At 67.1% G+C, this 24,470-nt stretch carries 25 protein-coding genes; 11 read left to right on the plus strand and 14 right to left on the minus strand.

Translation table 11 applies throughout. The features are described 5' to 3' along the window. The first annotated feature begins 2 nt into the window (after positions 1-2). A complete protein-coding gene (locus ACFC4D_RS04735; RefSeq protein ID WP_376061897.1) occupies positions 3-1,478 on the plus strand; it encodes a chlorohydrolase family protein in 1,476 nt (491 codons plus the stop codon). On the opposite strand, the gene ACFC4D_RS04740 is transcribed toward ACFC4D_RS04735, so the two are convergent. Next, positions 1,475-2,236 carry a hypothetical protein gene (locus tag ACFC4D_RS04740; protein ID WP_376061844.1) on the minus strand — a complete coding sequence of 254 codons (762 nt, stop codon included), beginning with the start codon at positions 2,234-2,236 and terminating at the stop codon, positions 1,475-1,477. The two genes, ACFC4D_RS04735 and ACFC4D_RS04740, sit on opposite strands and share 4 nt — an antisense overlap. 274 nt (positions 2,237-2,510) lie before the next feature. On the opposite strand from ACFC4D_RS04740, the gene ACFC4D_RS04745 reads away from it, so the two are divergent. Next, positions 2,511-2,684, plus strand: a complete 174-nt coding sequence (locus ACFC4D_RS04745) for a hypothetical protein (protein WP_375966573.1) — start codon at positions 2,511-2,513, stop codon at positions 2,682-2,684. Between the two features lie 5 nt (positions 2,685-2,689). Here ACFC4D_RS04745 and ACFC4D_RS04750 read toward each other — a convergent pair whose 3' ends face one another. From ACFC4D_RS04750 to ACFC4D_RS04770, 5 genes are all read right to left on the minus strand, one after another. After that, entirely contained in the window at positions 2,690-3,205 is a 516-nt protein-coding gene (locus tag ACFC4D_RS04750) for a winged helix-turn-helix transcriptional regulator (protein ID WP_375966572.1), read from the minus strand. Beyond that, positions 3,202-5,451, minus strand: a complete 2,250-nt coding sequence (locus tag ACFC4D_RS04755) for a molybdopterin-dependent oxidoreductase (RefSeq protein ID WP_376061845.1) — start codon at positions 5,449-5,451, stop codon at positions 3,202-3,204. Before ACFC4D_RS04755 ends, ACFC4D_RS04750 begins: the two co-directional genes overlap by 4 nt. Positions 5,452-5,532: 81 nt before the next feature. After that, positions 5,533-7,998, minus strand: a complete 2,466-nt coding sequence (locus ACFC4D_RS04760) for a phosphoketolase (RefSeq protein ID WP_376061846.1) — start codon at positions 7,996-7,998, stop codon at positions 5,533-5,535. A 113-nt stretch (positions 7,999-8,111) separates the two neighbouring features. Continuing rightward, entirely contained in the window at positions 8,112-8,675 is a 564-nt protein-coding gene (locus ACFC4D_RS04765) for a TIGR03086 family metal-binding protein (RefSeq protein ID WP_376061847.1), read from the minus strand. A 48-nt stretch (positions 8,676-8,723) separates the two neighbouring features. Further along, positions 8,724-9,935, minus strand: coding sequence for an alpha/beta hydrolase (locus ACFC4D_RS04770; protein WP_375966566.1), 1,212 nt, complete (start codon positions 9,933-9,935; stop codon positions 8,724-8,726). Between the two features lie 92 nt (positions 9,936-10,027). Between ACFC4D_RS04770 and ACFC4D_RS04775 the strand changes: the two genes are divergently transcribed. Next, positions 10,028-10,603, plus strand: a complete 576-nt coding sequence (locus tag ACFC4D_RS04775) for a TetR/AcrR family transcriptional regulator (RefSeq protein WP_376061848.1) — start codon at positions 10,028-10,030, stop codon at positions 10,601-10,603. Between the two features lie 13 nt (positions 10,604-10,616). Here the strand turns inward: ACFC4D_RS04775 and ACFC4D_RS04780 are convergent, their stop codons facing one another. Continuing rightward, positions 10,617-12,293, minus strand: coding sequence for a CDGSH iron-sulfur domain-containing protein (locus ACFC4D_RS04780; RefSeq protein WP_376061849.1), 1,677 nt, complete (start codon positions 12,291-12,293; stop codon positions 10,617-10,619). A 122-nt stretch (positions 12,294-12,415) separates the two neighbouring features. Between ACFC4D_RS04780 and ACFC4D_RS04785 the strand changes: the two genes are divergently transcribed. After that, a complete protein-coding gene (locus ACFC4D_RS04785) occupies positions 12,416-13,324 on the plus strand; it encodes a LysR family transcriptional regulator (RefSeq protein ID WP_375966562.1) in 909 nt (302 codons plus the stop codon). Here the strand turns inward: ACFC4D_RS04785 and ACFC4D_RS04790 are convergent. Then, the gene (locus ACFC4D_RS04790; RefSeq protein ID WP_375966560.1) at positions 13,302-14,234 is read right to left on the minus strand and encodes a DoxX family membrane protein; all 933 of its coding nucleotides are present in this window, start codon (positions 14,232-14,234) and stop codon (positions 13,302-13,304) included. The two genes, ACFC4D_RS04785 and ACFC4D_RS04790, sit on opposite strands and share 23 nt — an antisense overlap. A 282-nt stretch (positions 14,235-14,516) precedes the next feature. Between ACFC4D_RS04790 and ACFC4D_RS04795 the strand changes: the two genes are divergently transcribed. Next, a complete protein-coding gene (locus tag ACFC4D_RS04795; RefSeq protein WP_376061850.1) occupies positions 14,517-15,287 on the plus strand; it encodes an RNA polymerase sigma factor SigF in 771 nt (256 codons plus the stop codon). Positions 15,288-15,348: 61 nt separating this feature from the next. Here the strand turns inward: ACFC4D_RS04795 and ACFC4D_RS04800 are convergent, their stop codons facing one another. Then, positions 15,349-15,756, minus strand: coding sequence for a MarR family winged helix-turn-helix transcriptional regulator (locus ACFC4D_RS04800; protein ID WP_376061851.1), 408 nt, complete (start codon positions 15,754-15,756; stop codon positions 15,349-15,351). 56 nt (positions 15,757-15,812) lie between these two features. Between ACFC4D_RS04800 and ACFC4D_RS04805 the strand changes: the two genes are divergently transcribed. Then, the gene (locus tag ACFC4D_RS04805) at positions 15,813-16,574 is read left to right on the plus strand and encodes an alpha/beta fold hydrolase (RefSeq protein WP_376061852.1); all 762 of its coding nucleotides are present in this window, start codon (positions 15,813-15,815) and stop codon (positions 16,572-16,574) included. On the opposite strand, the gene ACFC4D_RS04810 is transcribed toward ACFC4D_RS04805, so the two are convergent. Then, complete coding sequence (locus ACFC4D_RS04810; RefSeq protein ID WP_376061853.1) at positions 16,556-17,551, minus strand: NAD(P)/FAD-dependent oxidoreductase; 996 nt, start codon at positions 17,549-17,551, stop codon at positions 16,556-16,558. The two genes, ACFC4D_RS04805 and ACFC4D_RS04810, sit on opposite strands and share 19 nt — an antisense overlap. Before the next feature lie 86 nt (positions 17,552-17,637). On the opposite strand from ACFC4D_RS04810, the gene ACFC4D_RS04815 reads away from it, so the two are divergent. After that, positions 17,638-18,225, plus strand: a complete 588-nt coding sequence (locus ACFC4D_RS04815; protein ID WP_364632943.1) for an XRE family transcriptional regulator — start codon at positions 17,638-17,640, stop codon at positions 18,223-18,225. On the opposite strand, the gene ACFC4D_RS04820 is transcribed toward ACFC4D_RS04815, so the two are convergent. After that, positions 18,219-19,136: an MBL fold metallo-hydrolase gene (locus tag ACFC4D_RS04820; RefSeq protein ID WP_376061854.1), complete on the minus strand. Its 918-nt coding sequence runs from the start codon at positions 19,134-19,136 to the stop codon at positions 18,219-18,221. The two genes, ACFC4D_RS04815 and ACFC4D_RS04820, sit on opposite strands and share 7 nt — an antisense overlap. A gap of 103 nt (positions 19,137-19,239) precedes the next feature. Here ACFC4D_RS04820 and ACFC4D_RS04825 point away from each other — a divergent pair, with 103 nt between their 5' ends. Together ACFC4D_RS04825 and ACFC4D_RS04830 are read left to right on the plus strand one after the other, a co-directional pair. Then, positions 19,240-20,100, plus strand: a complete 861-nt coding sequence (locus ACFC4D_RS04825) for a LysR family transcriptional regulator (protein WP_376061855.1) — start codon at positions 19,240-19,242, stop codon at positions 20,098-20,100. Positions 20,101-20,192: 92 nt separating this feature from the next. Beyond that, entirely contained in the window at positions 20,193-20,963 is a 771-nt protein-coding gene (locus tag ACFC4D_RS04830; protein ID WP_376061856.1) for an SDR family NAD(P)-dependent oxidoreductase, read from the plus strand. Position 20,964: 1 nt separating this feature from the next. Here ACFC4D_RS04830 and ACFC4D_RS04835 read toward each other — a convergent pair whose 3' ends face one another. Further along, positions 20,965-21,609: a pentapeptide repeat-containing protein gene (locus tag ACFC4D_RS04835; RefSeq protein WP_376061857.1), complete on the minus strand. Its 645-nt coding sequence runs from the start codon at positions 21,607-21,609 to the stop codon at positions 20,965-20,967. A 132-nt stretch (positions 21,610-21,741) separates the two neighbouring features. On the opposite strand from ACFC4D_RS04835, the gene ACFC4D_RS04840 reads away from it, so the two are divergent. Beyond that, positions 21,742-22,614: an SDR family oxidoreductase gene (locus ACFC4D_RS04840; protein ID WP_376061858.1), complete on the plus strand. Its 873-nt coding sequence runs from the start codon at positions 21,742-21,744 to the stop codon at positions 22,612-22,614. A gap of 2 nt (positions 22,615-22,616) precedes the next feature. On the opposite strand, the gene ACFC4D_RS04845 is transcribed toward ACFC4D_RS04840, so the two are convergent. Next, the gene (locus ACFC4D_RS04845; RefSeq protein WP_375966544.1) at positions 22,617-22,913 is read right to left on the minus strand and encodes a hypothetical protein; all 297 of its coding nucleotides are present in this window, start codon (positions 22,911-22,913) and stop codon (positions 22,617-22,619) included. Positions 22,914-23,064: 151 nt separating this feature from the next. Here ACFC4D_RS04845 and ACFC4D_RS04850 point away from each other — a divergent pair, with 151 nt between their 5' ends. Beyond that, positions 23,065-23,460 (plus strand): hypothetical protein, encoded by a 396-nt coding sequence (locus ACFC4D_RS04850; protein WP_376061859.1) that lies wholly within the window; start codon positions 23,065-23,067, stop codon positions 23,458-23,460. 136 nt (positions 23,461-23,596) lie between these two features. On the opposite strand, the gene ACFC4D_RS04855 is transcribed toward ACFC4D_RS04850, so the two are convergent. Next, entirely contained in the window at positions 23,597-24,463 is an 867-nt protein-coding gene (locus ACFC4D_RS04855; RefSeq protein WP_364632927.1) for a GNAT family N-acetyltransferase, read from the minus strand. Positions 24,464-24,470 lie beyond the last annotated feature (7 nt).

The raw sequence follows: 24,470 nt of genomic DNA on the forward strand, positions 1-24,470 counted from the left end.
CTGTGCGCCAATGTATTCGGGCGAGATATCTCCTCGCTCACGAAGAAGGCTCGCATGTGCTGATCGAGCACGGCGAGGTCGTGGTGGACGGCTCGCGAATCGTCTTCGCCGGGCCGCGCGCGACCGGACCGGCCGCCGAGACGGTCATCGAACTCGGTGACGCGCTGCTCATTCCCGGGCTCATCGACCTCGACGCGCTCACCGATATCGACCACACCATTATCGATTCCTGGCAGTCCCGCGAACTCGGCTTAGGACTGCAATGGTCACGCGACTACGCCGAACATCGGCGGCGGGCCGTATTCGATGCCGAGGAGCGCGCTTTCATTCGCGAATACGGCTTCGCGCAACTGCTGCTGCACGGGGTGACCACGGCCATGCCGATCGCCTCCGAGGTGCACAGCGACTGGGCCGAAACCTGCGAGGACGCCATCGCCATGGGTGAGGCGGCGGAGCGGCTCGGGCTGCGGGTGTATCTCGGGCCGAGTTATCGCTCGGGCGTCAATGTGGTGGACGCGGACGGCACCCGCTCCATCTACTGGAACGAGGCCCTGGGCAACGACGGATTCGACGGTGCCGCACGGTTTCTGGATTGGGCGCGCGCACAGGATTCCGATCTCGTGCACGGAGCGCTACTGCCATGCCGGATCGAGACGCTCGGTGCGGACCTCATGCGGCGCACCGCGAAACTCGCGGTGGAATCAGGTGTGCCGGTGCGACTGCACGCATTACAGGGTCTGTTGGAACGACGACTGATACTGGAGGAGTTCGGCGCGCCCCCGCTGGAGGTGCTGGCGCAAACCGGGCTGCTCGGGCCGAATCTGCTGATACCGCACGGCATTTACATCGATTCGAATCCCTTCGTCGACGCCGACACCGATACCGATCTCGCCACCCTGGCGGCCTCGGGAGCCACGGTCATCCACTGTCCGCTCACCATGGCCAGGCATGGTGCGGCACTGGACAGCTTCGCGCGCTATCAATCCGCGGGTGTGCGCCTCGCACTCGGAACCGATTCCTTCCCACCGGATCTGGTGCGCGGCATCGACACCGGCGTCACCGTCGCCAAAATCCTGGCGCACCGCACCGATGCGATCGGCTACGCGGACTATGTCACCGCGGCCACCCTCGGCGGCGCGACCGCACTGGGCCGCACCGATCTCGGTCGCATCGAGGCGGGTGCGACCGCCGATCTGGTGGCCTTCCGGCTGGGCGATCCGCTCGACGGAGTGCTGGACGATCCCATTCGCACCCTCTGCATGAACAGCACGGCCCGCGCGGCGATCTTCTCCATGATCGCGGGCCGCATCGTCATGCGTGACGGGCGGATACCGGGTATCGACCTGACGGCCATGACCCGACGCGCCCAGCGGCTGTTCGATCGGATGAAGGACGCCTACTCCGAACGAGATTATCTGCGCCGCAGCACGGATGACCTGTTCCCGGCGTCCTTCCCCGGGGCACGACGGGGCGATTAGGCCGCCGGAGCGGGCGGGGTGTTCAGCTCGTTGAAGAACTGGAACAGCGCCACGGCCGCGACCGGACCGCCGATGAAAATGGTGCCCGCGACCACGCCGATGGCGGCCAGGGCCGCACCGGTGACCAGGCATCCGCCGATGAAACCGGGAATGGCCAGGGTGCCGATGGTGACGGCGGCCGCGCCAACGCCGACCGCCGCACCTCCCGCGATACAGCCGATGCCCGCACCGATCACGGTGCCGATGAGGCTGCCGATCGCCACACCGACCGACACCTCATTGGTGAGGTTGCTCAGCGCCTGATTGAAGTTGGCGTTCGCGGTGGCGTCGATCTGCTTGACGGCCGGGGCATTCGGGGCGACCGGGGTGGCGGCCGACGGATCGGTGACCGGGGTCAGCGTTGCGGTGGTGCCGTCGATGCGGGCGGTGATCGGGAACAGCGCACCGTCGCGCTGGTAGCCCAGGGGCACGGTCGCGACGGTCTTACCGGTCGCGTCGACGATCTGGAACTGATTGTCCTTCGCGGACAGTGAACCCGCGTCGGTCGTGATGACGACCGAGTGATCGACCACGCTCGCCCGGTAATGGATACCGGGCGCGATATCGGCGCCGACCGTGCTGTTGCCCGCGGGCTGCGCCGCGGCCACATTCGCGGTGACAGAGGTGACGGAGACTGCGGCGACGGCGACGGCCGCGGTCGCGACAAAGGAACGGAACTTCATCAGAATCTTTCCAGGTTCGGCGAATTCGGTATGCACGCCGGTAATTCGAATGCGCGACAACCGCGCTGGGCGCTCATCATGTGCCGCGAATTCGAGCGCTGTCAATCCGCGAATGGGAATAGTGACGCGCACCGCATCGATAGACTCCATGTACTGCGAAGCGCCAGGTCAGAGCCGAATTGCGGTGAACCGTAAAGGATTCGGGGCAAGCCGTAAAAGTTCCGTACAGAATTCCGCAAGGACACCGTTCGAGATTGACTCGCGGGCGGCGCGATGTGAATCCTTGGGAATTCATTTCAAGGAGATGGTCATGATGGTCACCGCACGTTCCCGTGCCATGGCGATGTTTCTGCTACTCGGCGATTCGGCACGCCGGATGCGAGCACGGCACACCCTCACCGCCGATGAGCGCCACAATCTCCGCGCCAGTTGTCATCATGCCGCCGTGCACACCGCCTCATTGGGCGGGCATTCGTACCTCTAGCGGTATTACTCGGGATTCCCCGGCTGCGCATCACCGAATCGCCCCGTGGCGAGGGCGGTTTCGCGGTGGCGGTCGGGGAAGCCGGGGCCGAGTGACACCGAGACGTCGGCGTGGCGGAGGGGTTCGCGGCAGTGCGCGCAGACCACCTCGGCGTGGGTGTCGTGGTCGCAGACCGTGTGGTGCAGCACCACCGGCGGGCCGTCGGGGGCGAGGTAGCGATCACCCCAGGCCATCATGGCCGCGATGACGGGGAAGAAATCGCGGCCCTGATCGGTGAGGTGGTATTCGAATCGGGGCGGGCGCTCCTGGTAGCGCACGCGTTCGAGCAGGCCCTCGTCCACCAGGCGGGTCAGGCGCTGGGTGAGCACATTGCGGCTCAGCCCGAGAATGCGCTCGAATTCGTCGAAACGCTTTGCGCCGTAGAAGGCTTCGCGCAGGACGAGCGGCGTCCACCAATCGCCGATGAGGTCCACCGTGCGCGCCACCGTGCACGGCCAATTGGCGAACGTCGTCCGTTTCATGCGTCCACGGTATCCAAGCGGGCCGGAACGTACTTATGCCACGGGGTGCCGACCCATTCGTCGCGGGAATCGAATTCGGTGAGTTCATTGGGCGCAGCGCCGGTGGTGACCTGTGCTCCGGTGGCATCGGTGACCGAGAGCCCGAAGCCATTGGGCAGGGACAGGTGGCCGGGGCGCATGCGATCGGTGGGCTCCACCGGGACCTCGACGCTACCGCGCCGGGTGGTGACGCGAATCAGATCACCGGAGCTGACGCCGAGCTGATCGGCGTCGGATTGGCTCATGCGCAGCGTGCCGCCGCCATCGCGCTTGCGCCACAGCGGATCCCGGACGATGGTGTTCGCGGTGAAAGCGCGCCGCTCACCGGCGGACAGTACGAACGGCCATTGACCGTCGGCGGCGTCAAGTTCGGGCAGGGTTGCCACGACGTTCAGCAGGTCCGCCAGGTGCAGCTGGATCTTGCTGTCGCGCAGCCGGTTCCAGGTCTCCTCGTAATCGTCCTCGGTGATGACGATGCCGTGCTTACCGGTGAGGATGGCCTCGAACAGTCGCTCGCCCGCCGCCAATCCGGTGCCGTATCCGGCGCGCTCGACGCTCGCGGGGAACTTGCGCGCACAGTTGTAGGCCGCGGCCCACAGCAGCGCGGCCGCGTCCGCACCATCGGGCAGGGTCGGCCCCAGCGTCCGATACAGCAGTACCGGAGCGAGTTTCGACTTGTTCCGGTCGGCGAGAATTCCGAGGAAGGCCATGGCGAACGCCTCGCGGCCCTGTGCGAGGGCATCGCGCAGCGGGCGATAGTCGTCCTCGGTGAGCGCTCCCGACGCCTCGACCAGGCGGGCGTGGATCTCCGGTTCGGCCAGGACACCCTCGGGCGCGGGCAGCAGCGGATGCCGCAGGTGGAAGATATTGCGCGGGAAGTCGAAATTGAAGAACGTCGCCTCGTACTTCTCGAACTGGGTGGCGGCGGGCAGCACATAGTCGGCCTGGCGCGCGGTCTCGGTCATGGCCACATCGATCACCACCACCAGCTCCAGCGATTCCAGCGCCGCCCGCATACGAGCCGAATCCGCCAGGGAATGCACGGGATTGCTGCTCTCGATGAACATGGCGCGGTAGCGGGCCGGATGATCGGTGAGGATCTCCTCGGTGATCACATTGCACGGCACCAAACCGCTGATGATCGGTGCGCCCGCGACCGGACTGCGCGGCCCCTCCCCCGCCGGATGCCCGCGATCATGGCCGATGGCGGCCATACCGGTGAAGGCGTACTGGGTGCCGGGCTTGCCCACATTGCCGGTGAGCAGCCACACCAGCTTCTCCACGTAGCTCACGACCGTGGAGTACCGGTTCATCTGCACGCCGAGATCCTCCAGCGCCGCCACCGATTCGGCGCGGGCCAGCCGATGCGTCGCCGCCACCACCAGATCGAGGTCGACATCGGCTATGGCGCAGTACTTCTCGATCGGCACCGAGCGCAGCACCGCCGCCACCTCGTCCAGGCCGAGGGTGTGTTCGGCCAGCCAGGCGGTGTCGATTAGGTTGTCGCGCACCAGGATTGCCGCCATGGCCGAGAGCAGGTACACATCGGTGCCGGGGCGCAATTGCAAATGGAAATCGGCGAGTTCGGCGGTTTCGGTGCGCACCGGATCGAGCACGATCATGGATCGCTCCGGATCCCGGCCGATCTCCTTGAGCACCGTGCGGGCGCGCGGAAACCCGTGCGACTGATAGGGATTCTTGCCGATGAAGAACGCCACCTCGGCATGTTCGACATCGGCGCGCATGGGATAGCCGGTCATGCGCGCACCCACCCAGAAGTCACCGGTCTTCTCCTGTGCCAGCGCGCTGGAGCGGTACTTCATGCCGAAGGCGGCCATGGTGGCGGGCGCGTACGCCCCGCCCAGATGATTGCCCTGACCACCACCGCCGTAGTAGAAGATCGATTCGCCGCCGTGGCGCAGCCCGATCTCCTGCATGCGCGCGGTGATCTCGGAAATCGCGGTATCCCAATCGATTTCCTCGAACTCACCGTCGGGGCGGCGGCGCAGCGGCGTGGTCAGGCGGTCGGTGCGGCCGTTCTGGTAGTGGTCCAGGCGCAGCGCCTTATTGCAGGTGTAGCCCGCCGAGGCGGGGTGCAGCTTATCGCCGCGGATCTTCTCGAAGGACCGGCCGTCCGGCCCGAGCAGCACCTGAATGCCGCAGTTGCACTCGCACAGGATGCATGCCGTGGGCTGCCAGTCCGTCATTCGCCCAGCGTAGGTGAGTCAGTTCACTTGCGCTACCCACTCGGGGAAAGTCGCGGGCCGGACGGGGGACATCCGCCGAAATCAGGTACGCGGATACGGCCACGACCAGTTCGCGACCTCCGGGATGTCCTCGCCGTGCTCCCGGGTCCAGGCCCGGGCCGTCCAGCGCGCGTCCACCATTTCCTGGCGGAGCCCGGCGGCTCGCGTTTGCAGTCCGGGTACGCGGTCGATGACATCCATGACCAGGTGGAAGCGGTCCATGTCATTGAGCATCACCATGTCGAAAGGTGTTGTGGTGGTGCCCTTCTCCTTGTATCCGCGCACATGCAAGCCGGAATGGTTGGCCCGCCGATAGGTGAGGCGGTGGATCAGCCAGGGATAGCCGTGGAAGGCGAAGATGACCGGGCGATCGGTGGTGAACATGGTGTCGAAGAGGCTGTCCGGCAGGCCGTGCGGATGCTCGTCCTGCGGTTGCAGGCGCATCAGGTCGACGATATTTATCACGCGAATTCGCAAGTCCGGCAGTCGTTCCCGCAGGATCGCGGCCGCCGCCAGGGTCTCCAGCGTCGGTACATCGCCCGCGCACGCCAGCACCACGTCCGGGGTGGTGCCGAGGTCGTCGTTATGGCCCGCCCAGTCCCAGATGCCCGCACCGCGCGCACAGTGCACCGTGGCCTCCGGCACCGAAAGCCAGTCCGGCTGCGGCTGTTTGCCCGCGACCACGACGTTGACGTAGTGCCGTGAGCGCAGGCAGTGGTCATAGGTGGAGAGCAAGGTGTTGGCGTCCGCGGGCAGATACACCCGGACGATCTCCGGTGACTTGTTCAGCACCACATCCAGGAATCCGGGGTCCTGATGGGTGAAGCCATTGTGGTCCTGTCGCCAAACATGCGAGGACAGCAGGTAATTCAGGCTCGGAATGGGCCGTCGCCACGGCACCGCCGCGCTGGCGTCCAGCCATTTGGCGTGCTGATTGAACATGGCGTCGACAATGTGGATGAACGCCTCGTAGCAGGTGAAGACGCCGTGCCGGCCGGTGAGCAGATAGCCCTCCAGCAGGCCCTCGCACATATGCTCGGACAGCACCTCGATCACCCGGCCGGTGCGATCCAATTTCACGTCGTACTCACCGATTTCGGCCTGCCAGTCCCGGCCGGTGACGGTGAGGATGTCCTGGAGGCGATTGCTGGCGAGCTCATCGGGGGCGAAGGTGAGGAAGTTGTGCGGATTGGCGGCGGTGACATCGCGCAGCCAGGTGCCGAGCACCTGTGTCGCCTCATGTTTGGTCGCACCGGGCGACGGGACCTCGACGCCGTACTCGCGCCAATCGGGCAGGGCCAGATCGCGCACCAGGGTGCCGCCATTGGCGACCGGATTGGCGCTCATCCGCCGGTCCCCCGCCGGGACCAGCCGCAGCAACTCCTCGACGGGGCGGCCGGAATCGTCGAACAGCTCGCGCGGGCGATAGGACTCCAGCCATTTCTCAAGTACCGCACGGTGTTTCGCATCGGTCCGGGCGGCGGGCAGCGGTACCTGATGCGCTCGGAAGGTACCCTCCACCGGTTCACCGTCGACGATCGGCGGACAGGTCCAGCCCTTGGGGGTGCGCAGCACGATCATCGGCCAGATCGGGCGGGTCGGATCGCCGGTGCGGGCGATCTGCTGGATCTCGGCGATCCGGTTCATGCAGTCGTCCATGGCCGCGGCCATATCCTGATGCACCGCGGCCGGATCGCTGCCCGAGACGATGATCGGCTCGTATCCGTAGCCGCGCAGCAGCGAGATCAGCTCCGATTCCGGAATGCGCGCCAGAATCGTCGGATTCGCGATCTTGTATTCGTTCAGCGCCAGAATCGGCAGCACCGCACCGTCGCGCGCCGGATTGAGGAACTTGTTGGCATGCCAGCTGCCCGCCAGCGGTCCGGTCTCGGCCTCCCCGTCACCGATCACGCAGAAGACCGTCAGGCTCGGATTGTCCAGTGCCGCACCGAAAGCGTGCAGCAGCGAATACCCGAGTTCACCGCCCTCGTGGAAGGAGCCCGGCGTCTCGGGCGCACAGTGACTCGGCACGCCGCCGGGAAAGGAGAACTGCGCGAACAACGCCCGCATCCCGTCGGCATCGCGCGGAATACCGCTGTACAGCTCGGAGTAGGTGCCCTCCAGCCAGGCGCACGCGTTCGGCCCCGGCCCGCCGTGCCCCGGTCCGGCCACGAAGACCGCGTTCAGATCCCGGCTCAGAATGGCCCGATTGGCATGCGCCCACACCAGATTCAGGCCCGGCACGGTACCGAAATGCCCGAGCAGTCGCGGCTTGATCTGCTCCGCCTCCAGCGGCTCGCGCAGCAGCGGATTGGCCATCAGATAGATCTGGCCCACCGCCAGATAGTTCGCCGCCCGCCACCAGGCATCGATGAGGCGCAATTCATCGCGCTCGAGCGGTCCGGAGCTGTGATCGAGCCGATAGGGCTCGGGCGCGACCGTCTTACCGCCCGGCCCGCCGATATTATCGGCCGAAGTGTCATCATTCGCGCTGGTCAACTGCGTCATGCGCCGAACTCCTCACGCTTACGGGGTGTCGCCTGGGCGGACCTTTCGGGCGGAGATTCACGCCCAGGCTACCTGCTCCCCCGGCCGACATCCGGACATAGCCGACCTCGGATTCAGAGCAGCGCCCTGCCCGCGAAAGCCAGCAATCGCCGGTGTGCGGGGGCGACTGCCGCGATACCCACCGCCGGGCCGAACATGCCGGGTCCGCGGAAGTCGTCGAAATCATTGTCGTGCAGGATTTCCAGGAGATCGGCGGCCGCGCGCTGCTCGATGAGATCCTCCCGGCCGATGGCGACCGCGAGGTCCATACCATGCACCAGGACCTCGGTCAGGTGGATCAGGGCCGCCAGGGTGCCGGGGACCGGGCCGAAGCCCAGGCGCACGGTGCCGGACAGGGCGTCCGGGCGGTGCCAGGCGGCGCGGTCGAGGGCCTCGGTGGTGCGGTAGGCGGCGTGGTGATCGGTGGTGAGCCAATCGGATTCGTGTTCGCCGCCCGGATCGGCGCCGGTCAGTTCGGCGGCGAAGATGCGCATACCGCCGACCAGGTGGTTGAGTTCGGTTCGGACATCCCACTTTTCGCACGGGGTGGGCGCGGACAGCTGGTCGGCGGCGATGGCGTCGACTATGCGGCCGGTCGCGGTGAGGGCGGTGTCGATGTGGTCGACGATGCTGGACATGGTGTGCTCCAGGAACTTTCGGATGCGACGTGGTCGGATGCGGCCGGATCAGGCGAAGACGTCGTCGAGCCAGTCGTAGACGCGGGCATAGGCCAGGCGTTGCGCACCGGATTGGCAATGCGCGTCCGCGCCTTCGGCTTCGGTGAACTTCACCAGGGTCTTGGGACAGGTGAGGTGGTCGTACAGCAGTTCGGGCTGGCCCTGGAAGAAGCCGTCGTCCACGCCGTCGCAGACCAGGGTCGGGCAGGTGATGCGCTCGGCGATGCCGTCGCGCACGTGGTAATCGAGGTAGGCGGCACAGAATTCGCGGGCGGTGCCGATTCCGAAGGTGAACTTGCCCTGATCGACGGCCCAGCGCAGCATCGGGCTGTGCTGGACGGCCGCGTCGAGCATGGCGTCGAATTCGGGATCGGAATCGGCGCGCAGGCGGCGTTCGACCTCGGCGCGCTCACCGGGCAGGTTCGCGGTGGAGATATCACCCAGGTCGTAGACGCCGTCCACGGTGATCAGGGCGGAGACGCGGGGTTCGAAGGCTGCCGCACGCGGGGTCAGCACACCGCCCATGCTGTTGCCGAACAGGGCCAGGCGGGCGGGATCGACCTCGGGGCGGGTCAGCGCGTAATCGATGACCGGGCCGACCACGTTCTCCCAATCCGGGCGGAAGTGCAGGCCGCGGCGATGCACCGCGCCGGGCTGACCCGGGCCGTCGTAGACCAGCACGTTGTAGCCGCGTTCCACCGCGGCGGCCGCACCGGAGAAGTACATCTCCTCGGCGGATCCGTCGAAACCGTTGCACATCAGCACGGTCGGGCGCGGTGCGCCGGACTCGTCGACGCGGTAGAAGTAGCCGGGCAGGGTGGTGCCCTCGTAGGGGATGTCGATCGGCTCGATCGGCGTCACCGCCAATTCCGCTGCCGCGCGGAAGCATTCGACCTGTAGGTCGTAGGCGTGGGTGACGCGCGGATCGGCCGGATCGCCGTGCAGGAAGAATTCGGCATTGCGGTAGTAGTTCGAGGCGCGCAGGAACGCGTCCCGGGCACTGACCCGATGACCGCCCGCCAGCGAGGAACGCGCCTGTGCCGCAACCCGATCGGCGGTGGTGAGCCATTCGTCATGCCAGCTGTCGTAGTCGCCGGCCTTGATGCGGTGGGTGGTCGCGACGGCCTCGCCGAAATCGGCGCCGCCGTAGGTGATGTGGCCGAGGGTGCGCAGCGTCTCGTACCAGAACTGGGTGTCCTCGGGGAAGAAAACCGGTTGCATGATCGCTCCTAAAGCAGTTCGTAGCGGCGTTAAGAACAACCGTAGAAGCATGCCGAACTAAACGCAACCCCCAACTGCGTTAGAGTGTGGTCATGGAATCGGAGAAGACCCGGCGGCCCGGCGGGCGCAGCGCCCGGGTGCGCACCGCCGTCCACCAGGCGGTGACCGAACTCGCCGCCGAGCGCGGCTACGGCAATTTCACGGTCGGCGAGGTGGCGGCACGCGCCGGAGTGGCCGATACCAGCATCTATCGCCGCTGGGGCACGCTGGAGGCGCTCAGCGCGGACGCGGCCATCGGCTGGCTCACCGAGCATTCACCGATTCCCGATACCGGCAGCCTGACCACGGACCTGCGCGGTTTCGCGGCGAAGGTCGCCTCGGATGTGTCCGGTCCGGGCGGGCTCGGGGTGCTGCGGCTGGCGATGGCACTGACCAATGCCGGGGAAACCGGCCAGCAGGCCCGAAATCAATTCCTCATGGCGCGTTTCGAACAATTGCGCACCATGGTGGACCGGGCGACCGCCCGGGGTGAGCGGGCACCGGATCCGATGGACATCGTGGACCACATACTGGCCCCGATCTATGTCCGGACCCTGTTCGGCATGGGGCCGCTCGACGCCGGATACACGAACGGATTGGCCGACCGGCTGGTCGACCAATCCGCGTGAATCACAAGGGAACTCAGGCCGGGCAGCCGTCCTTGATCCACGCCTCGAAGGCATCCACGTGCTCCGCGGGCCAGGCACCGTCGCACGGCATCGAGCCCTGCCGCAGGCGGGTGAGAATGCCGTCGGCGTGCTGGGTCACGTCATCGTGCGACCACAGATCGAACACCCAGCTCATGGATTTGCGATCCATCTCCCGGAACAGCGGTTTGATGTGCTCGGCGAATCCGATCGGCTCACCGGCCGACGGCAGCGCGGCCGACTGCTCGACCTTGGGCGCGAGCGCCGAAATGCGTGATCCCGGAGTCGCATTGCAGACCCACCACCAGCGCGGCACCGGCATATGCGGCGGCGGATTCGCGCCCGGCTGGGAATTCTCCACCGCGATGCGCGAACCCCATTCGACATAGGCGGCGAAGGCGGCGCGGAACTCCGGATCGCGCGGCAGGCCCGCGTCATCGGCGGCCCGCGAGATGAGCTGGGCCCAGCGGGCACGCCACTGTTCGGTCAGCGCCTTACCGGCGTGCTCGGCGACCATATGGTCGTAACCGCCGTACTGCTCGGTGTAAAGCTGTGGCCCGCCGAAGGTTTCGGTCAGCCAGGCGGCCACCCGCTCCGGATGGTCGGGGGACATGCGGGCGAACAGCGGGGCCAGCAGATCGTCCTGCGCCACGTATTTGCCGTAGAAGATCTTGGTCATTCGGGTGAGCGCGGGCAGGCCGCCCGCCCACTCGTAGAGCGAGGGCTCCTCGGACAGCGGCGGATCGCGGAATTCGACGTAGTAGTGCATACCGCTGCAGAACGGCTTGTTGCGGGACTGACCGCACCGGCACAGGCTGTAGTGCTCGCGGGCGTCATCGCCGTCCAGCGGTACTCTGCCGGTGATCCGGTACGGACCGTCCTTGGACACTTCGATGGCCGGATCCCGGTGCGGGAGCACCACTTGCGGACTGCCCAGCGCGCCGGACGGGCAGGCGCGCACCGCCGCGGTGAGCTCATCGGCGCGAGCGCCGCTGGGGGCGACGAAGGGCTCCTCGGTGGCACGGAAGGCGGTGGGCACCCGGTCGGTGCAGAAACCCGAATGCGCGCAGATACCGCGATTGTCGGTGATGGTCATCCCGACCCCGGGATAGGTGTCGAGCCGATCCGGTACGCGTTCGGGATCCTTCGCGCCGCTGAACCCGATCCGGGCGTGGCTGCCATCGCACAGCGGCTTCATTTCCGAAGCGCCGCAACGGCACAGCGCCATCTGCGGGAAGGTGCGCACGGGTTCGCCGAGCCAGTTGGTGAGCTGTTCCGGGTTCGTGACCAGGTACGGACCGTCCGGGGACACATCGATATGCGTCGGCGAAACACCCTGAATCTCAGTGAGTTCGGCGATACGCGCGGTCAAAACCTGTTCGTCCGAGGCGAATACGCACGCCAGGTGCTGGAGCGCGGCCACCGCCTCCAGCAATTCGGGCTGATCGTTGCCCGCGCGCAGGCGGGTGGCGTCCTTGGCCAGCTCCCAGAGTCGCGATTGCGGTTCACCCGACTCGGGTTCGCTTGCGGCGGAGTCCGTTTCGCCGACCGCGGCGGCCAGCGGGCGGATCACCGAATCGGCCAGCGGGGTCGCACCCTCGACGAGTTCACCATCGAGCTGACGGGCACGAGCCAGCAGTGTGCGGAGTTCGTTCTGGATGGCGGTGGTCAAGGCGGCCCTTCCCTCGGCGCGAACGGATATCCACCTCGAAGAATGGCCCACTTCCAGGCTCGGGAACAACGACCGTTCGCTCAACGCTTACGTAGTGCCACTCAGGAAACGAGCGAAGGACCATGGAGCTCTACGAAATCGAGGGATTCCTCGCGGTCGCGGAACACCTGCATTTCGGGCGCGCCGCCGAACAGCTACACGTCTCCCCCAGCCGGGTCAGCCAGACCATCGGACAGCTCGAGCGCCGGGTGGGCGCGCAACTGTTCCGGCGCACCACCCGGCGGGTCGCCCTCACCCGCATAGGCGAGCAACTGCTCAGCGATCTGCGGCCCGGACACGAACAGATCCAGCAGGCCATCCGGCGGGCCATCGGCGCGGGCCGGGGTTTCGCGGGCACGCTCACCGTCGGGTTCATCGGCGCGGCCGCCGGACAGCTCTGTCACGCCACCGCCGCGAGCTTTCGCGCCGACCACCCCGAAACCGAGCTGAATATCCGCGACGCCCAGCTCACCGACGGATTGCGCTGGTTCAGCAGCGGTTTCGACATGGTGCTGGTGAGCAGGCCCATCGAGGATCCGGGCCTGGTGCACGGTCCGGTGCTGATCACCGAACCGCGCGTGCTCGCCGTATCCGTGACGCATCCGCTGGCGAGCCGGGACAAGATCGAACCGGAGGATCTCGCGACGGTGACCCTGCTGGACGTGCCCGATACCGTGCCACGCTCGTGGATCGAGGACCACATTCCCGGCGAAACCCCTTCCGGCAGGCCCATTCCGCGCGGCCGCGTCACGCACACCTTTCAGGAGGTGCTGGCCAGTATCGGCGCGGGTGAGGGCGCGTTCATCTGCGGCGCGCAGGTGGATCGGTTCTATCGGCGACCCGATATCGCGTTCGTACCGATCATCGAAACCCCGCCCATGCAGTGGGGTTTCACCTGGCGCGCCTGTGATGAGACCGCCCGCATCCGCGCCTTCGACGCCGGTGCGCACGCCGTCGCGATGGGAAATATCAAGCGCGCCAACGAGATGTGAACGACTTGCGCGCGGGCAGCTCCTCGCCGCGCTCACGCACCCGCTCGGCCAGTTCGGCACCGCGATCCTTGACCACCTCGCCCAGATCCGCGCCCCGGTCCTTGACCACCTCGGCCAGCGCCGCACCGCGATCCTTGACGACCTCCGAGAGCACCGACCCTCGATCCTTGACCACGTCCGAGAGCACCGCGCCCCGATCCTTGACCACGTCCGAGAGCACCGCGCCGCGATCCTTCATCACGTCGGCGATTTCCGCGCCGCGATCCCTGGCGAATTCGGAGAGCTCCGCGGCGCGCTCGCGGGCCGTCTCGGCCAACTGCGGGCCGTGATCCTTGGCGAATTCGGCCAGGTGCGAGCCCTGTACCTGGGCACGCTCGGCCAGATGCGCACCGGATTCCTGTGCGCGCTCGGCGAGCTGCGCGCCGTGCGTCTGTGCCGCATCGGCCAGACCCGCCGTTCCGGCGGCTGCACGTCCGGCCAGCTTCTTCCATCCGGGGGTACCGCGCCCGCCGACATCGCCCGAGGCGATGAGCAGACCGCCGAGCAGGCTCACATCCTTCAGGAATCCCACCCGCTTGGCCGATCGCAGAGCCGGGTCGTTCTCGGCCCAGAAATCCTGTTCGGTGAGCGTCGCGGGAATCACGGTGGCCGCGAGCACCGCCGCGGCCAGCCGGGGCACCCGCCCGAAGGCCAGCAGGACGCCACCGCCCACCTGCACCATGGCATTGATGCGCACCGCGCGCTCGGGTTCGGGCAGCCGGTCCGCGTAGCGCTCGGGTAATGCGCGCTGCGCCTGTTGCACCCGCACCGTGGCGGCCTTGGCGCGCTGCTGCGGATTGGCGAGGGTGTCCAATCCGTCGGCAATGAAGGCCGTGGCCAGGAGCGGGCGGGCAAGTCGTCGCATCAACATGTGAGGGGTTCCTTCCGGGTCGCCGTTATTCCGGCGATACCCGGATCAGGCTCGATAAACCCCCCGGTGGATAGCGTGTTATCGGAATCTCGGTTTGACAACGAGCGCGCTGGGTACCCGCAGGGAAGGTTGATAACACAGCCGATCCCGGCGCGGCCCGTAGTCCCTGCGGCCGCACCAGTGCGACAGCCGATTTTTCCGCCGCGGAATCCGCGACGCGACGCAGCCGACCTCCCTCAGCGAGAGGTCGCGAGCGAATCGGCGGAAGTCGGAGTGCAACCGATGAGCGAGAACAGCTACGACAATATCGAGGCGGCTTTCGAAGAGCTCGCCATCGCCGTAGAGGATCACGACCCCAAGCGAGAAGCGTTGCGCGAGCGCATCATTCAACGCTGCCTACCACTCGCCGACCATATCGCGCGCCGATTCGCCGGGCGCGGTGAGGGATTCGACGATCTGCAACAGGTGGCACGGGTGGGGTTGGTGCAGGCCGTAGCTCGCTATGACGTCTCGCGCGGTTCGACCTTCCTGTCCTTCGCCATCCCCACCATCATGGGCGAGGTGCGCCGGCATTTCCGCGACTACACCTGGTCGGTACGAGTTCCGCGCCGCACCAAGGAGATTCAGCTCCAGATCGGCGGCGCGGTGGAGCGCCTCGCGCAGCGCCTGGGCCGGATGCCCAAGGCCCGCGAGATCGCCGCCGAACTCGGCGTCGACCTGCTCGAGGTCACCCAGGCACTGGTCGCCGCCAACGCCTATCAGACCTCCTCGCTGGACGCGTACACCAGCGATGACGGCGAGAACTCCCCCATTCCGCCCGCCGAAACCCTCGGCGGCGAGGATCCCGATTACGAACTCATCGAACAGCGCATGGCGGTGCGCCCGCACCTGATCGAACTCGGCGACCGTGAGCGCGACATCCTGACCATGCGCTATTTCGAATGCAAGACGCAGAAGCAGATCGCCGATTGCCTCGGCATCTCGCAGATGCACGTCTCGCGCATTCTCACCAGGACGCTGACCCAGCTCCGCGAGGACGCGCTGGCCGACTGACGCGAACCGCCCGGCCAGCGCCGATGCGAGCCGCTCGCCAGCGCCGATGTGAGCCACTACGTCAGTGCGTTCCCACGCGTTCGAGCAGTCCGCGCAGGGTGGCGCGTTCGGCGGCGGACAGCGCGGCGAAGGATTCGGCCAGTACTGCGTCGGCGACCCGGTTGGCGGCGGCGAGCGTGCGTTCGCCCTCCGGGGTCAGCCGATGCTCGATGGCTCGCCCGCGACCGGGCGCACGCTCGATCAAATCGCGGGCCAGCAGGCGAGTGGCCAGGGTGCCGAACGACTGTTCGCTCTGAAAAGTCTCCTCCGCCAGTGCCCGCGCGGTGGAGCCCGGCGTGCGGTCGATGGCGCGCAGGGCATCCCATTGGGCGAGCGTGCTGCCCACCTCCGTGAGGGCGGTGTCCAGGGCGCGGTGGTGGCGGTACTGGGCTTGTTTGATCGCCCGCCCCAGGGCTTGCAGATCAGGCATGGACAGAACCATATCAGGTGACTAAGGTTGTTTATATCAACATGTTTAGTCAGTGAATGGGGATGACATCCATGGACGAAATCGGCAGCGGCCCAGCCACTCTCGTACTGCACGGCGGCGCGGGGCCATTCAGCGTGGCGACCCTCGCCGAACATCTGGGGCGTACCCGGCGGGTGCTCACACCCACCCATCCCGGCTGGAACGGCACCCCGCGACCGGCGGAGATCGACACCATCGCCGATCTCGCCGCCGCCTACCTGCGCGACCTCGCCGAGCGCGGGTTGCGCGATGTGCTGGTGGTCGGCTCCTCCATCGGCGGCTGGATCGCCGCCGAGATGGCCGCCCAGGACGACGCGGGCCTGATCGGCGGGCTGATCCTCATCGACGCCACCGGAATATGGGTTGACGCGGAACCGATTCCGGATTTCTTCGCCCTCGACGCGCGCCAGATCGCCGAATTCTCCTATCACGATCCGGATCGGTTCTATCAGGACCCGGCCACCGTGCCCGCCGCGCAAATCGCTGTGCGACAGGGGAATATGGTCGCGCTACGGCACCTCGCGGGCGAGCCCTACATGCACGATCCGAGCCTGTTCGACCGGCTCGCGGCGGTGCGGATTCCCGCCCTGCTGCTGTGGGGCGCGAGCGATCGGATCGTCACGCCCGCGTACGGGGCAGCCTATGCCGCGGCCTTCGGCGATGCCCGCCTCGAAATCATCAGCGAGGCAGGGCATCTGCCGCAGCTCGAACAGCCCGGAGCGACCTTCGCGCGTATCGACGCCTTCGTCGGTGAACTGGATCAGGCGCGAGCGCGGTAGGCCGCCACCGCAGCGTCGGTCTCCTCGGTCACCAGATCGGCGTTGATCATCGCGCCCGCCATGGCGCCCGCGGCGGCGGAGGCTCCCACCTGGGCGGACATATCGGTGACATTGCCCGCGACCCAGACGCCGGGCACCTCGGTACGGCCGGTGGGATCGACGGCGGGCACATGCTCCCCCATACCCGAGGGATGGTCGACGGCCTTCAGGCCCAGGGGCGCAAGGAAACTCGCGCGGGCAACCATGCGCGAGGCCACCGTCACGGCCGTACGGGGGACGACGGTGCCGTCCACCAGCCGCACTCCGACGATACTCCCGTCGACGGTCTCCAGCGCCGACACCTCACCGGTCACCACCGGAATCCCCCGTGCCGCAAGCTGTTCGGCCTGTTCGTCGGTGGGGGGCATGTGATGCGCGAAGTAGGTGATGTCCGGGCTCCACTGCCGGAACAGCAGCGCCTGATGCACCGACATGGGTCCGCTGCCCAGGATGCCGATGGCTCGGTCCCGAACCTCCCAGCCGTGGCAGTAGGGGCAGTGGATCACATTGTGGCCCCACTGCTCTCGCAAGCCCGGGATATCGGGCAGTTCGTCGACCAGGCCGGTGGTCACCAGCAGTCGCCGGGCGCGCACGGTCCGGCCGTCGGCCAATTCGACCGTGAAGCCGGGGGTTTCGGCATCGGCCACCGCATCGGTCCCGTCCGCGCCGTCGCGGGTGGCGGCGACCACGGTGCCCGAGATGATGTGCCCGCCGTAGCCGCGCACCTCCTCGCGACCGCGTTCGACCAATTCGGCCGGGGATATGCCCTCGCGGGCCAGCAGCCCGTGCACTCCCTCGGCGGGGGCATTGCGCGGTGCGCCCGCATCGATCACCACTACCGAGCGCCGGGCCCGTGCGAGCATGAGCGCACCGTTCAACCCGGCCGCGCCGCCGCCGATCACCACCGCGTCATAACCGTTCGCCAGTTGATCCGTCATCCTGACCTCCTCGTTCGTCTGCTTCGACAATGCGAGAACACCCACAATCCTGGCAACTAATGTTGCCGATACGGCAAAATCGGGGGATGGACTCCGAACTCGATCAGGCCCTGGACGCGGTCGGCCCGCGCCTGCGGGAACTGCGCCGCAAACGCGACACCACGCTGGCGGAACTGTCCGCGAGCACCGGAATCTCGGTGAGCACGCTGTCCCGGCTGGAATCCGGTGCGCGCCGGCCCACCCTGGAACTGCTGCTGCCGCTGGCCAAGGCGCACGGGGTGACCCTGGACGAACTGGTGGACGCGCCCGCCACCGGCGATCCGCGCATCCATCTGCGGCCGGTCAGCATGAACGGGATGACCATGGTGCCGCTCACCCGGCGCGCGGGCGGTATCCAGGCGTACAAGCTGGTGATTCCGGGCGGCAGCCGGCAGGAACCGGATCCGCGCACGCATGAGGGCTACGAATGGATGTACATCCTCAACGGCCGCCTGCGCGTGGTGCTCGGCAACCACGATTTCGTCATGTCACCCGGTGAGGCGGCCGAATTCGATACCCGCGAACCACACTGGTTCGGTTCGGCCGATGGCAATCCGGTCGAATTCCTCAGCCTGTTCGGCAAACAGGGCGAACGCGCACACCTGCGCGCCCGCCCCAAACCCAAGGATCAGTGACCGGCGTGCGCGTGTTCGGCGCACAGGCAGCCGATGCCGTTCTCGATCCATTCGCGCCCGGCCCAATCCGGGTGCCGAGCAAGCATTATCGCGCGCACCTCGGCGATGATCGTCGCCTCGCTCACGGCGCTGTCGCGGCGAATCCAGGTCTCCTCGCGCAACAGTCGCAGGTAGTCGCGGACATCGGCGAGTAGTTCCGGACCGCCGATCGCACCGTGTCCGGGGACCACCGTGCCCGGCCGCTCGGCGATGAGCCGTTCCATGACCGCGAGCCAGCCGATACCCGAGACATCGGTGTCGTACGGCGGGAACCACGGGAAGATGGCGAACTGGCCCGCCTCCACCAGATCACCGGTGAAAAGCACGTCGGCATCCGGGATTTCGACCACCTGATCGCCGAGGCTGTGCCCGCGACCGGTGGCGCGCATGCGCACCCGGCGACCGCCCAGATCCAGTTCGTGTTCGCTCTCGTAGATCTGATCCGGTGCGATGAGCCGCACATCCTCGAGTCGTCGCGCCACCGAATCGCCCAGGCCCCGGAACATTTCGAGATATGCCGCGCCCTTGCGTTCCAGATCCAGGGCCTGCGCCCGATTGATCAGATAGGTCGCCTCGCCCGCGAACACCTCGGCACCGAAAGCATGCTCGGGGTGGAAATGCGTTGTCGTCAAATACAATCGGCGTCCGGCCGCGTAGTCGGCCGCGAACTCCAGCACCGCCTCCGCATTGCGCGGCCCCATACCCGTATCGATCACCAGCACCGCTTCGCGGCCGCCGATCACCCCGATATTGGGCACCAATTGCACGCCGTGATTCTCGATCACCACCAGATCGCGGGCGACCTCGCGAGCCTGCGCGAGGTTCACCGCCGGATCCGGGATCGGATGTTCGGGTGTCACCGCTGCGGTCATTGCACACTCCTGTCCTCGACTCCCTCTCAGTCCAGTCGCGCGGCCGCGCACCGTCCAACACCCGTTCCGGCCGCCCTATACCCCGCGGGTATCGTTGCCGCTGATGGACTTACGCACGCTGCGCTATTTCGTGGCGGTCGCCGAGGAACTGCATTTCGGCCGGGCCGCCGCCCGCCTGCACATGTCCCAACCCCCGCTGAGCCGGGCCATCCGGCAGCTGGAAACCGAACTCGGCAGCGTGCTGCTACTGCGCTCCCCCGCCGGTGTCACGCTGACCGCCGCCGGTGCGGCCCTCTACGACGAGGCACGCGCACTGCTGGCTCAAGCCGAACAGGCCCGTGCGAAGGTGCGCGCGATCGCCGCCTCGGCCACGCTCACCCTGGGCACGCTCGGTGATAGCGCCGAACAGGTGGGCGCGGATCTGGTCTCGGAGTTCCGGCGCGTACATCCCGATATCCGGGTGCGCGTGCGCGAGTTCGACTTCACCGATCCGACGGCGGGGCTGCGGGCCGGGCTGACCGATCTGGCGCTCACCCGAACTCCGTTCGAGCACAACGGGATCGCGGTGCATCCCTTGCGCTCGGATCCGATCGGGGTGATCGTGCGCGAGGACGATCCACTCGCCGGGCGGGAGCGGATCGACCTTCGCGAGCTCGCGGACCGGCAGTGGTTCCGGTTACCCGAGGGCACCGATCCGGTGTGGCAGGCGTACTGGACGCAACCCGACCTGGGACACGCCGACGGTCCGGTGGTGCGCACCGTGCACGAATGCATGCAGGCCGTGCTCTGGAACGGGTCCATCGGGCTCGCACCACTGGTGCACACGCTGCCGCGGGGATTGCGCGCGGTGCCGATCGATGACGCGATGCCGAGTCACCTGGTGGTGGCCTGGCCCCGGGCCGATACGAATCCGCTGATCGAGTCGTTCCGGCGCATTGCCGCCGAGCTGTATCGAACCGGCTGATCACCGCCGCCTAACAACCAAGCACTTGCTTGTTTTGCCTCCGTGGACTACGAATGAGGTGGTATCGCCCTGTTCACAGTCGAAGGAAGTGCATGGACGACTTCGGTCATCGGCCCGGCGCCGCACTCGTTTTGGGCGCCAGCGGCGGGCTCGGACTCGCGGTGGCGCGCATGCTCATCGAGCGCGGCAGTCATGTGGGGCTGACCTACTTCCGCTCGGCGGGCAAGCTCGATCCGCTGTTCACCATCGCCAAGGAGCAGGAGCGGCGGGCCCGATCCTGGCGACTCGATCTCACCGACGCCGAACGCGCAGCCGAGGTCACCGCGCAGGTCGCGGAGGAATTCGGCGGGATCCACACCCTGGTCTACGCCGCCGGACCGCATATCCCGATGCGGCACCTGAGCCGAATCTCCCCGGCCGACTTCCGATCTCAGCTCATTGATGACGCGAGCGGCTTCTTCAACGCCGTGCACGCCGCGATACCGCACCTGCGCCGGACCCAGGGCAATATCGTCGCCATCAGCACCGCCGCCACCGCGCGCTTCCCCATCCGGGACGGCCTGTCCAGCGGCCCGAAAGCCGCTGTGGAGGCACTGGTCCGGGGCATCGCCGCCGAAGAGGGCAGGTTCGGGATTCGCGCCAATTGCGTCGGACCGGGCATGACCACCGACGGTATGGCGGAACGGCTGATCAGCTCGGGCGAACTCGACGAGCAGGCGCTGGATATCACCCGGGGCAATATTCCGCTGCGCCGCTTCGGAAATGCGGAGGACATCGCCGAAGCGGTGTGCTTCCTGGCCTCGGATCGCGCCGATTTCATCAGCGGGCAGAAGCTCGATATCGACGGCGGCTACGGGGTGTAGCTCACCGGTCCGAGACGTTGATTCCGATGGTGTGCGCGAAGATCGGGGCCAGATCCATCAGCTGCAAACTGGTGATCGTGGCCCCGCGCAGGGATTCCACGCCCTCGTAGACGCCGATCGAACGCGCCGTGCGCAGATCCACCTTGGACAGGGTGGCCTTGCGCATGGACAGCGCCTCGATCTCGGTGCCCGGAAAGGTGACCGAGGTCAGCTTCGCCTCGCCGATATCCACATGGCGCAGTACGCAATCGGTGAAGGACACCTCGGTCAGGTGCGCGCCGCGCAGATTCACCGAATCGAATTTGCAGTTGTAGAACTTGACCCGGCGCAGCCGCGCGCCGAACGCCTCCACCCCCGACCACGCGTTCATCACCAATTCCGCGTCCATCCACGAGGTTTCGGACAGATCGGCGCGGGTCCACTGGGTGCCCTGAATCCACACATCGTTGAACCTGGTGTGCCGCAACGAACCACCGGTGATCGAACCGCCGGTGATGGCGCATTCGGTGAGCTGAGCGCCGCGCACCTCGGCATCCTCGAGCCGCATTCCCTCGAAGAGGGCGCAATCGTATTCGCCCTCCATGGTGATCTCATCGCGCTCCTGCAGAAAACGCGCGAACGACAGATCGGCCAAATCCCGCGGCATCGAAGATCCTCACCTCTGCTCGGCAACCAGTGCCGTCGACCGTAGTCGAACACTCCGACAGGCCCGCGCGGGGCGTAGGCTGCCACAAAGGCACGATCCGAGATTCACTTCCTCGCACCGAAAGGTACGACCGTGACGAAAATCGGAGTCACCGGAGCGACCGGCAAGCTCGGCACCCTCGTCGCCCAGCGCCTGGCCGCGGCGGGCGCAGATCTGCGCCTGATCGCCCGCAAACCCGGGAAACAGCTGCCCATCCCCGATGCCGAGGTGCGCTTCGCCCCCTACGGCGACGGTCCCAAATTCGAGCTGGCGGCCGGCGGGGTGGAAACCCTGCTGCTGGTCTCGGCCATGGAGAGCGATCTGCGCGTGGCCGAGCACACCACCGCCATCGAGGCCGCGGTCGCGGCCGGGGTGCGGCGCATCGTCTACATCTCGTTCCAGGGCGCCGCGCCCGAGGCCACCTTCACCTTCGCGCGCGATCACTGGTACACCGAACAGCAGATCCGCCAGACCGAACTGGCGTTCACGGTATTGCGGGACAACAACTATCAGATCCATCTGCCCGCGCTCGCCGATCCCGAGACCGGGGTGATCCGCGGACCCGCCGGTGACGGCCGGGTCGCGGCGGTGGCGCACGAGGACATCGCCGATGTGGCCACCGCGGTGCTGCTCGATGATCAGTTGCTGCCCAACGAGATACGCGATGTCACCGGGCCCGAAGCGCTGAATCTGGATGAGGTCGCGGCCATTCTGAGCAAGCACACCGACCGCGAGATCACCTACAAACCCGAATCGATTCCCGAGGCGTACGAGAGCCGATCGAAATACGGTGCGCCGGACTGGATGGTCGCGGGATGGGTGACCTCCTATCAGGCCATCGCCACCGGTGAGCTCGCGACGGTCTCGAGCACCGTGGAGGCGATCACCGGTCATCCGCCCATCGCCTTCGACCGCTATCTCACCACCCATCCCGAAGTGCTGGACCGCCTGCGGAACCGAACCTGATATCAGCGCGCCGCGATGGCGGTCAGCAGATCGCGCACCACCGCCATCAGCGCGACCGGTGACGGATCCTTGTGCAGCGCAACCAGATCGTCCTGTAGCTGCTGCGGCAGGGATTCGTCCGACTGATCGGCCAGCGCCTGCCACACCTCGCGCACCTGACCCTCGCTCAACTGTGCCAGCGGCGCCACCACATCCTCGATCTGCGCCCCGTCCAACCGCGGATCCGCCGCGGCCACCCGCACCCGCGCGGCGACAGTAGGAGGCAAGTGACCGGCGACAATCTGCAGCAGTGTCTTCACCCACCCGAGCGTATGTGCCCATCCCACACCCCACCCCGCTTTCGCCGTTCCCACCACCGGTGCAACATTTTCGCTGCGGTCTTGGAATATTCACGATTCGTCGCGTAGCCTTCGGCGCAGCCGACAGCACCACCGACCCGAGGATGCGACGATGAGCCAGGCGTTCGACGCTTGGAAGCGGACCATTACGCGCGGGGCGAGCACCCGGGCCATCGCGGAACGCTTGGACAGCAATGGGCCGCGCATCAAGCGGCATCTGGAGGAATCGGATCCGCCGGTGGCGGACACCGTGATCGAACTGGCCCGCGCCTACGACGCCAACCCGGTCGAGGGGCTCATCGCCGCGGGACTGCTCACGCGCAGCGATGTCGACCACGCCGCCACCCGGGACGCGCTCAGCGCGGTACCCATGCTGCAACTGCTCGAGGAGGCGGTCGCGCGCGAACGCCGTGCCGTCGACCGCCGCGCCCCGGAACCCGAGCGCCACCCCGACGAAGCCCACGGCCGCCGCATCAAACGACGACGCATCGGCGAGGGCATGCCGTGATGACGCAGCTCGCTCACACCTGGTCGGCGCGACTCTCGATCGAGGCGTGGCCGCGTGCAACGTGCCCGCGTAGCGGCGGAACAGTTTCAGCATGGCCGAGGACGGGATATCCGGGGGCCGAGCGCGTTGGGGTCCGTCAGGAGGAAACGCTGGCCGGGGTGCGGGAAATGCGGCCGCCCAGGCGCTCGTTGACCGCGAAGCCGTGTTTGCGGCACCAGGCGGCCAGCATCGGGACGGCCGAATCGTCATCGCGGTAGGTGGGCACCAGCTGACCGACGATGGTCAGGTGATGGGCATCCGCGGCCCGGCAGAGTTGTTGCAGCACAGCGGTTCCCAGTCCGGTGCCGCGCAACTCCGGATTGACGGTGATGTTGTCGAGTTTGATGGTGTCGGCGTACACGTCGAAGACCACATCGACGAGATCGTCACTGCGGCGCAGGGATTCGATATCGGCGGGCAGCGGGCGCAGCACGCCGGGCAGATGATCCGCGAGCCGTCCGCGCGCGGCCTCATCGGGCGCGGTGCGGGTCAGCGCGACCAGCTGCTCGGTCAGATCGGCCACGGCCACCCGATCGCCCAGTGCCGCCAGCGGGCGGGTCTGTTCGGCGAGCGCGGCCAGCACGCGCAATTGCCGGGTCCAGTGCGGATCGGTGGTCTCGTATTCGGTGATCAGATCGGCCAGGGTGAACTCCAGGCCGAACGAACTGCCGCGGCTGCGGATATAGCCGCCGGACAGCACGCCCCAGCGTCTGTCGTCCGCGCCGACGCCGTGCTGGGCCAGTTCGCGCAGTAGCACATCGCGGCGGCCGGTGGCATTGGCGATGGTGGAACCGGGCAGCCGGTGCAACCAGCGCCGCCACCCGGTGAGATTGGCTCGAATCCGGCTGCCCGCGACATCACCGCTGGCCGCCAAATAGTTGCACAGTGCTTGCTGTCTCCGGTCCAGCAGCTCATGCGCCCGCTCGAAACCGGATGCTTCCGGAAGCGATCTGCCCTCACTCATAACAAAC

This window comes from Nocardia sp. NPDC056000 (genome assembly GCF_042269265.1).
In the GTDB taxonomy this organism is placed as follows: Bacteria; Actinomycetota; Actinomycetes; order Mycobacteriales; family Mycobacteriaceae; genus Nocardia.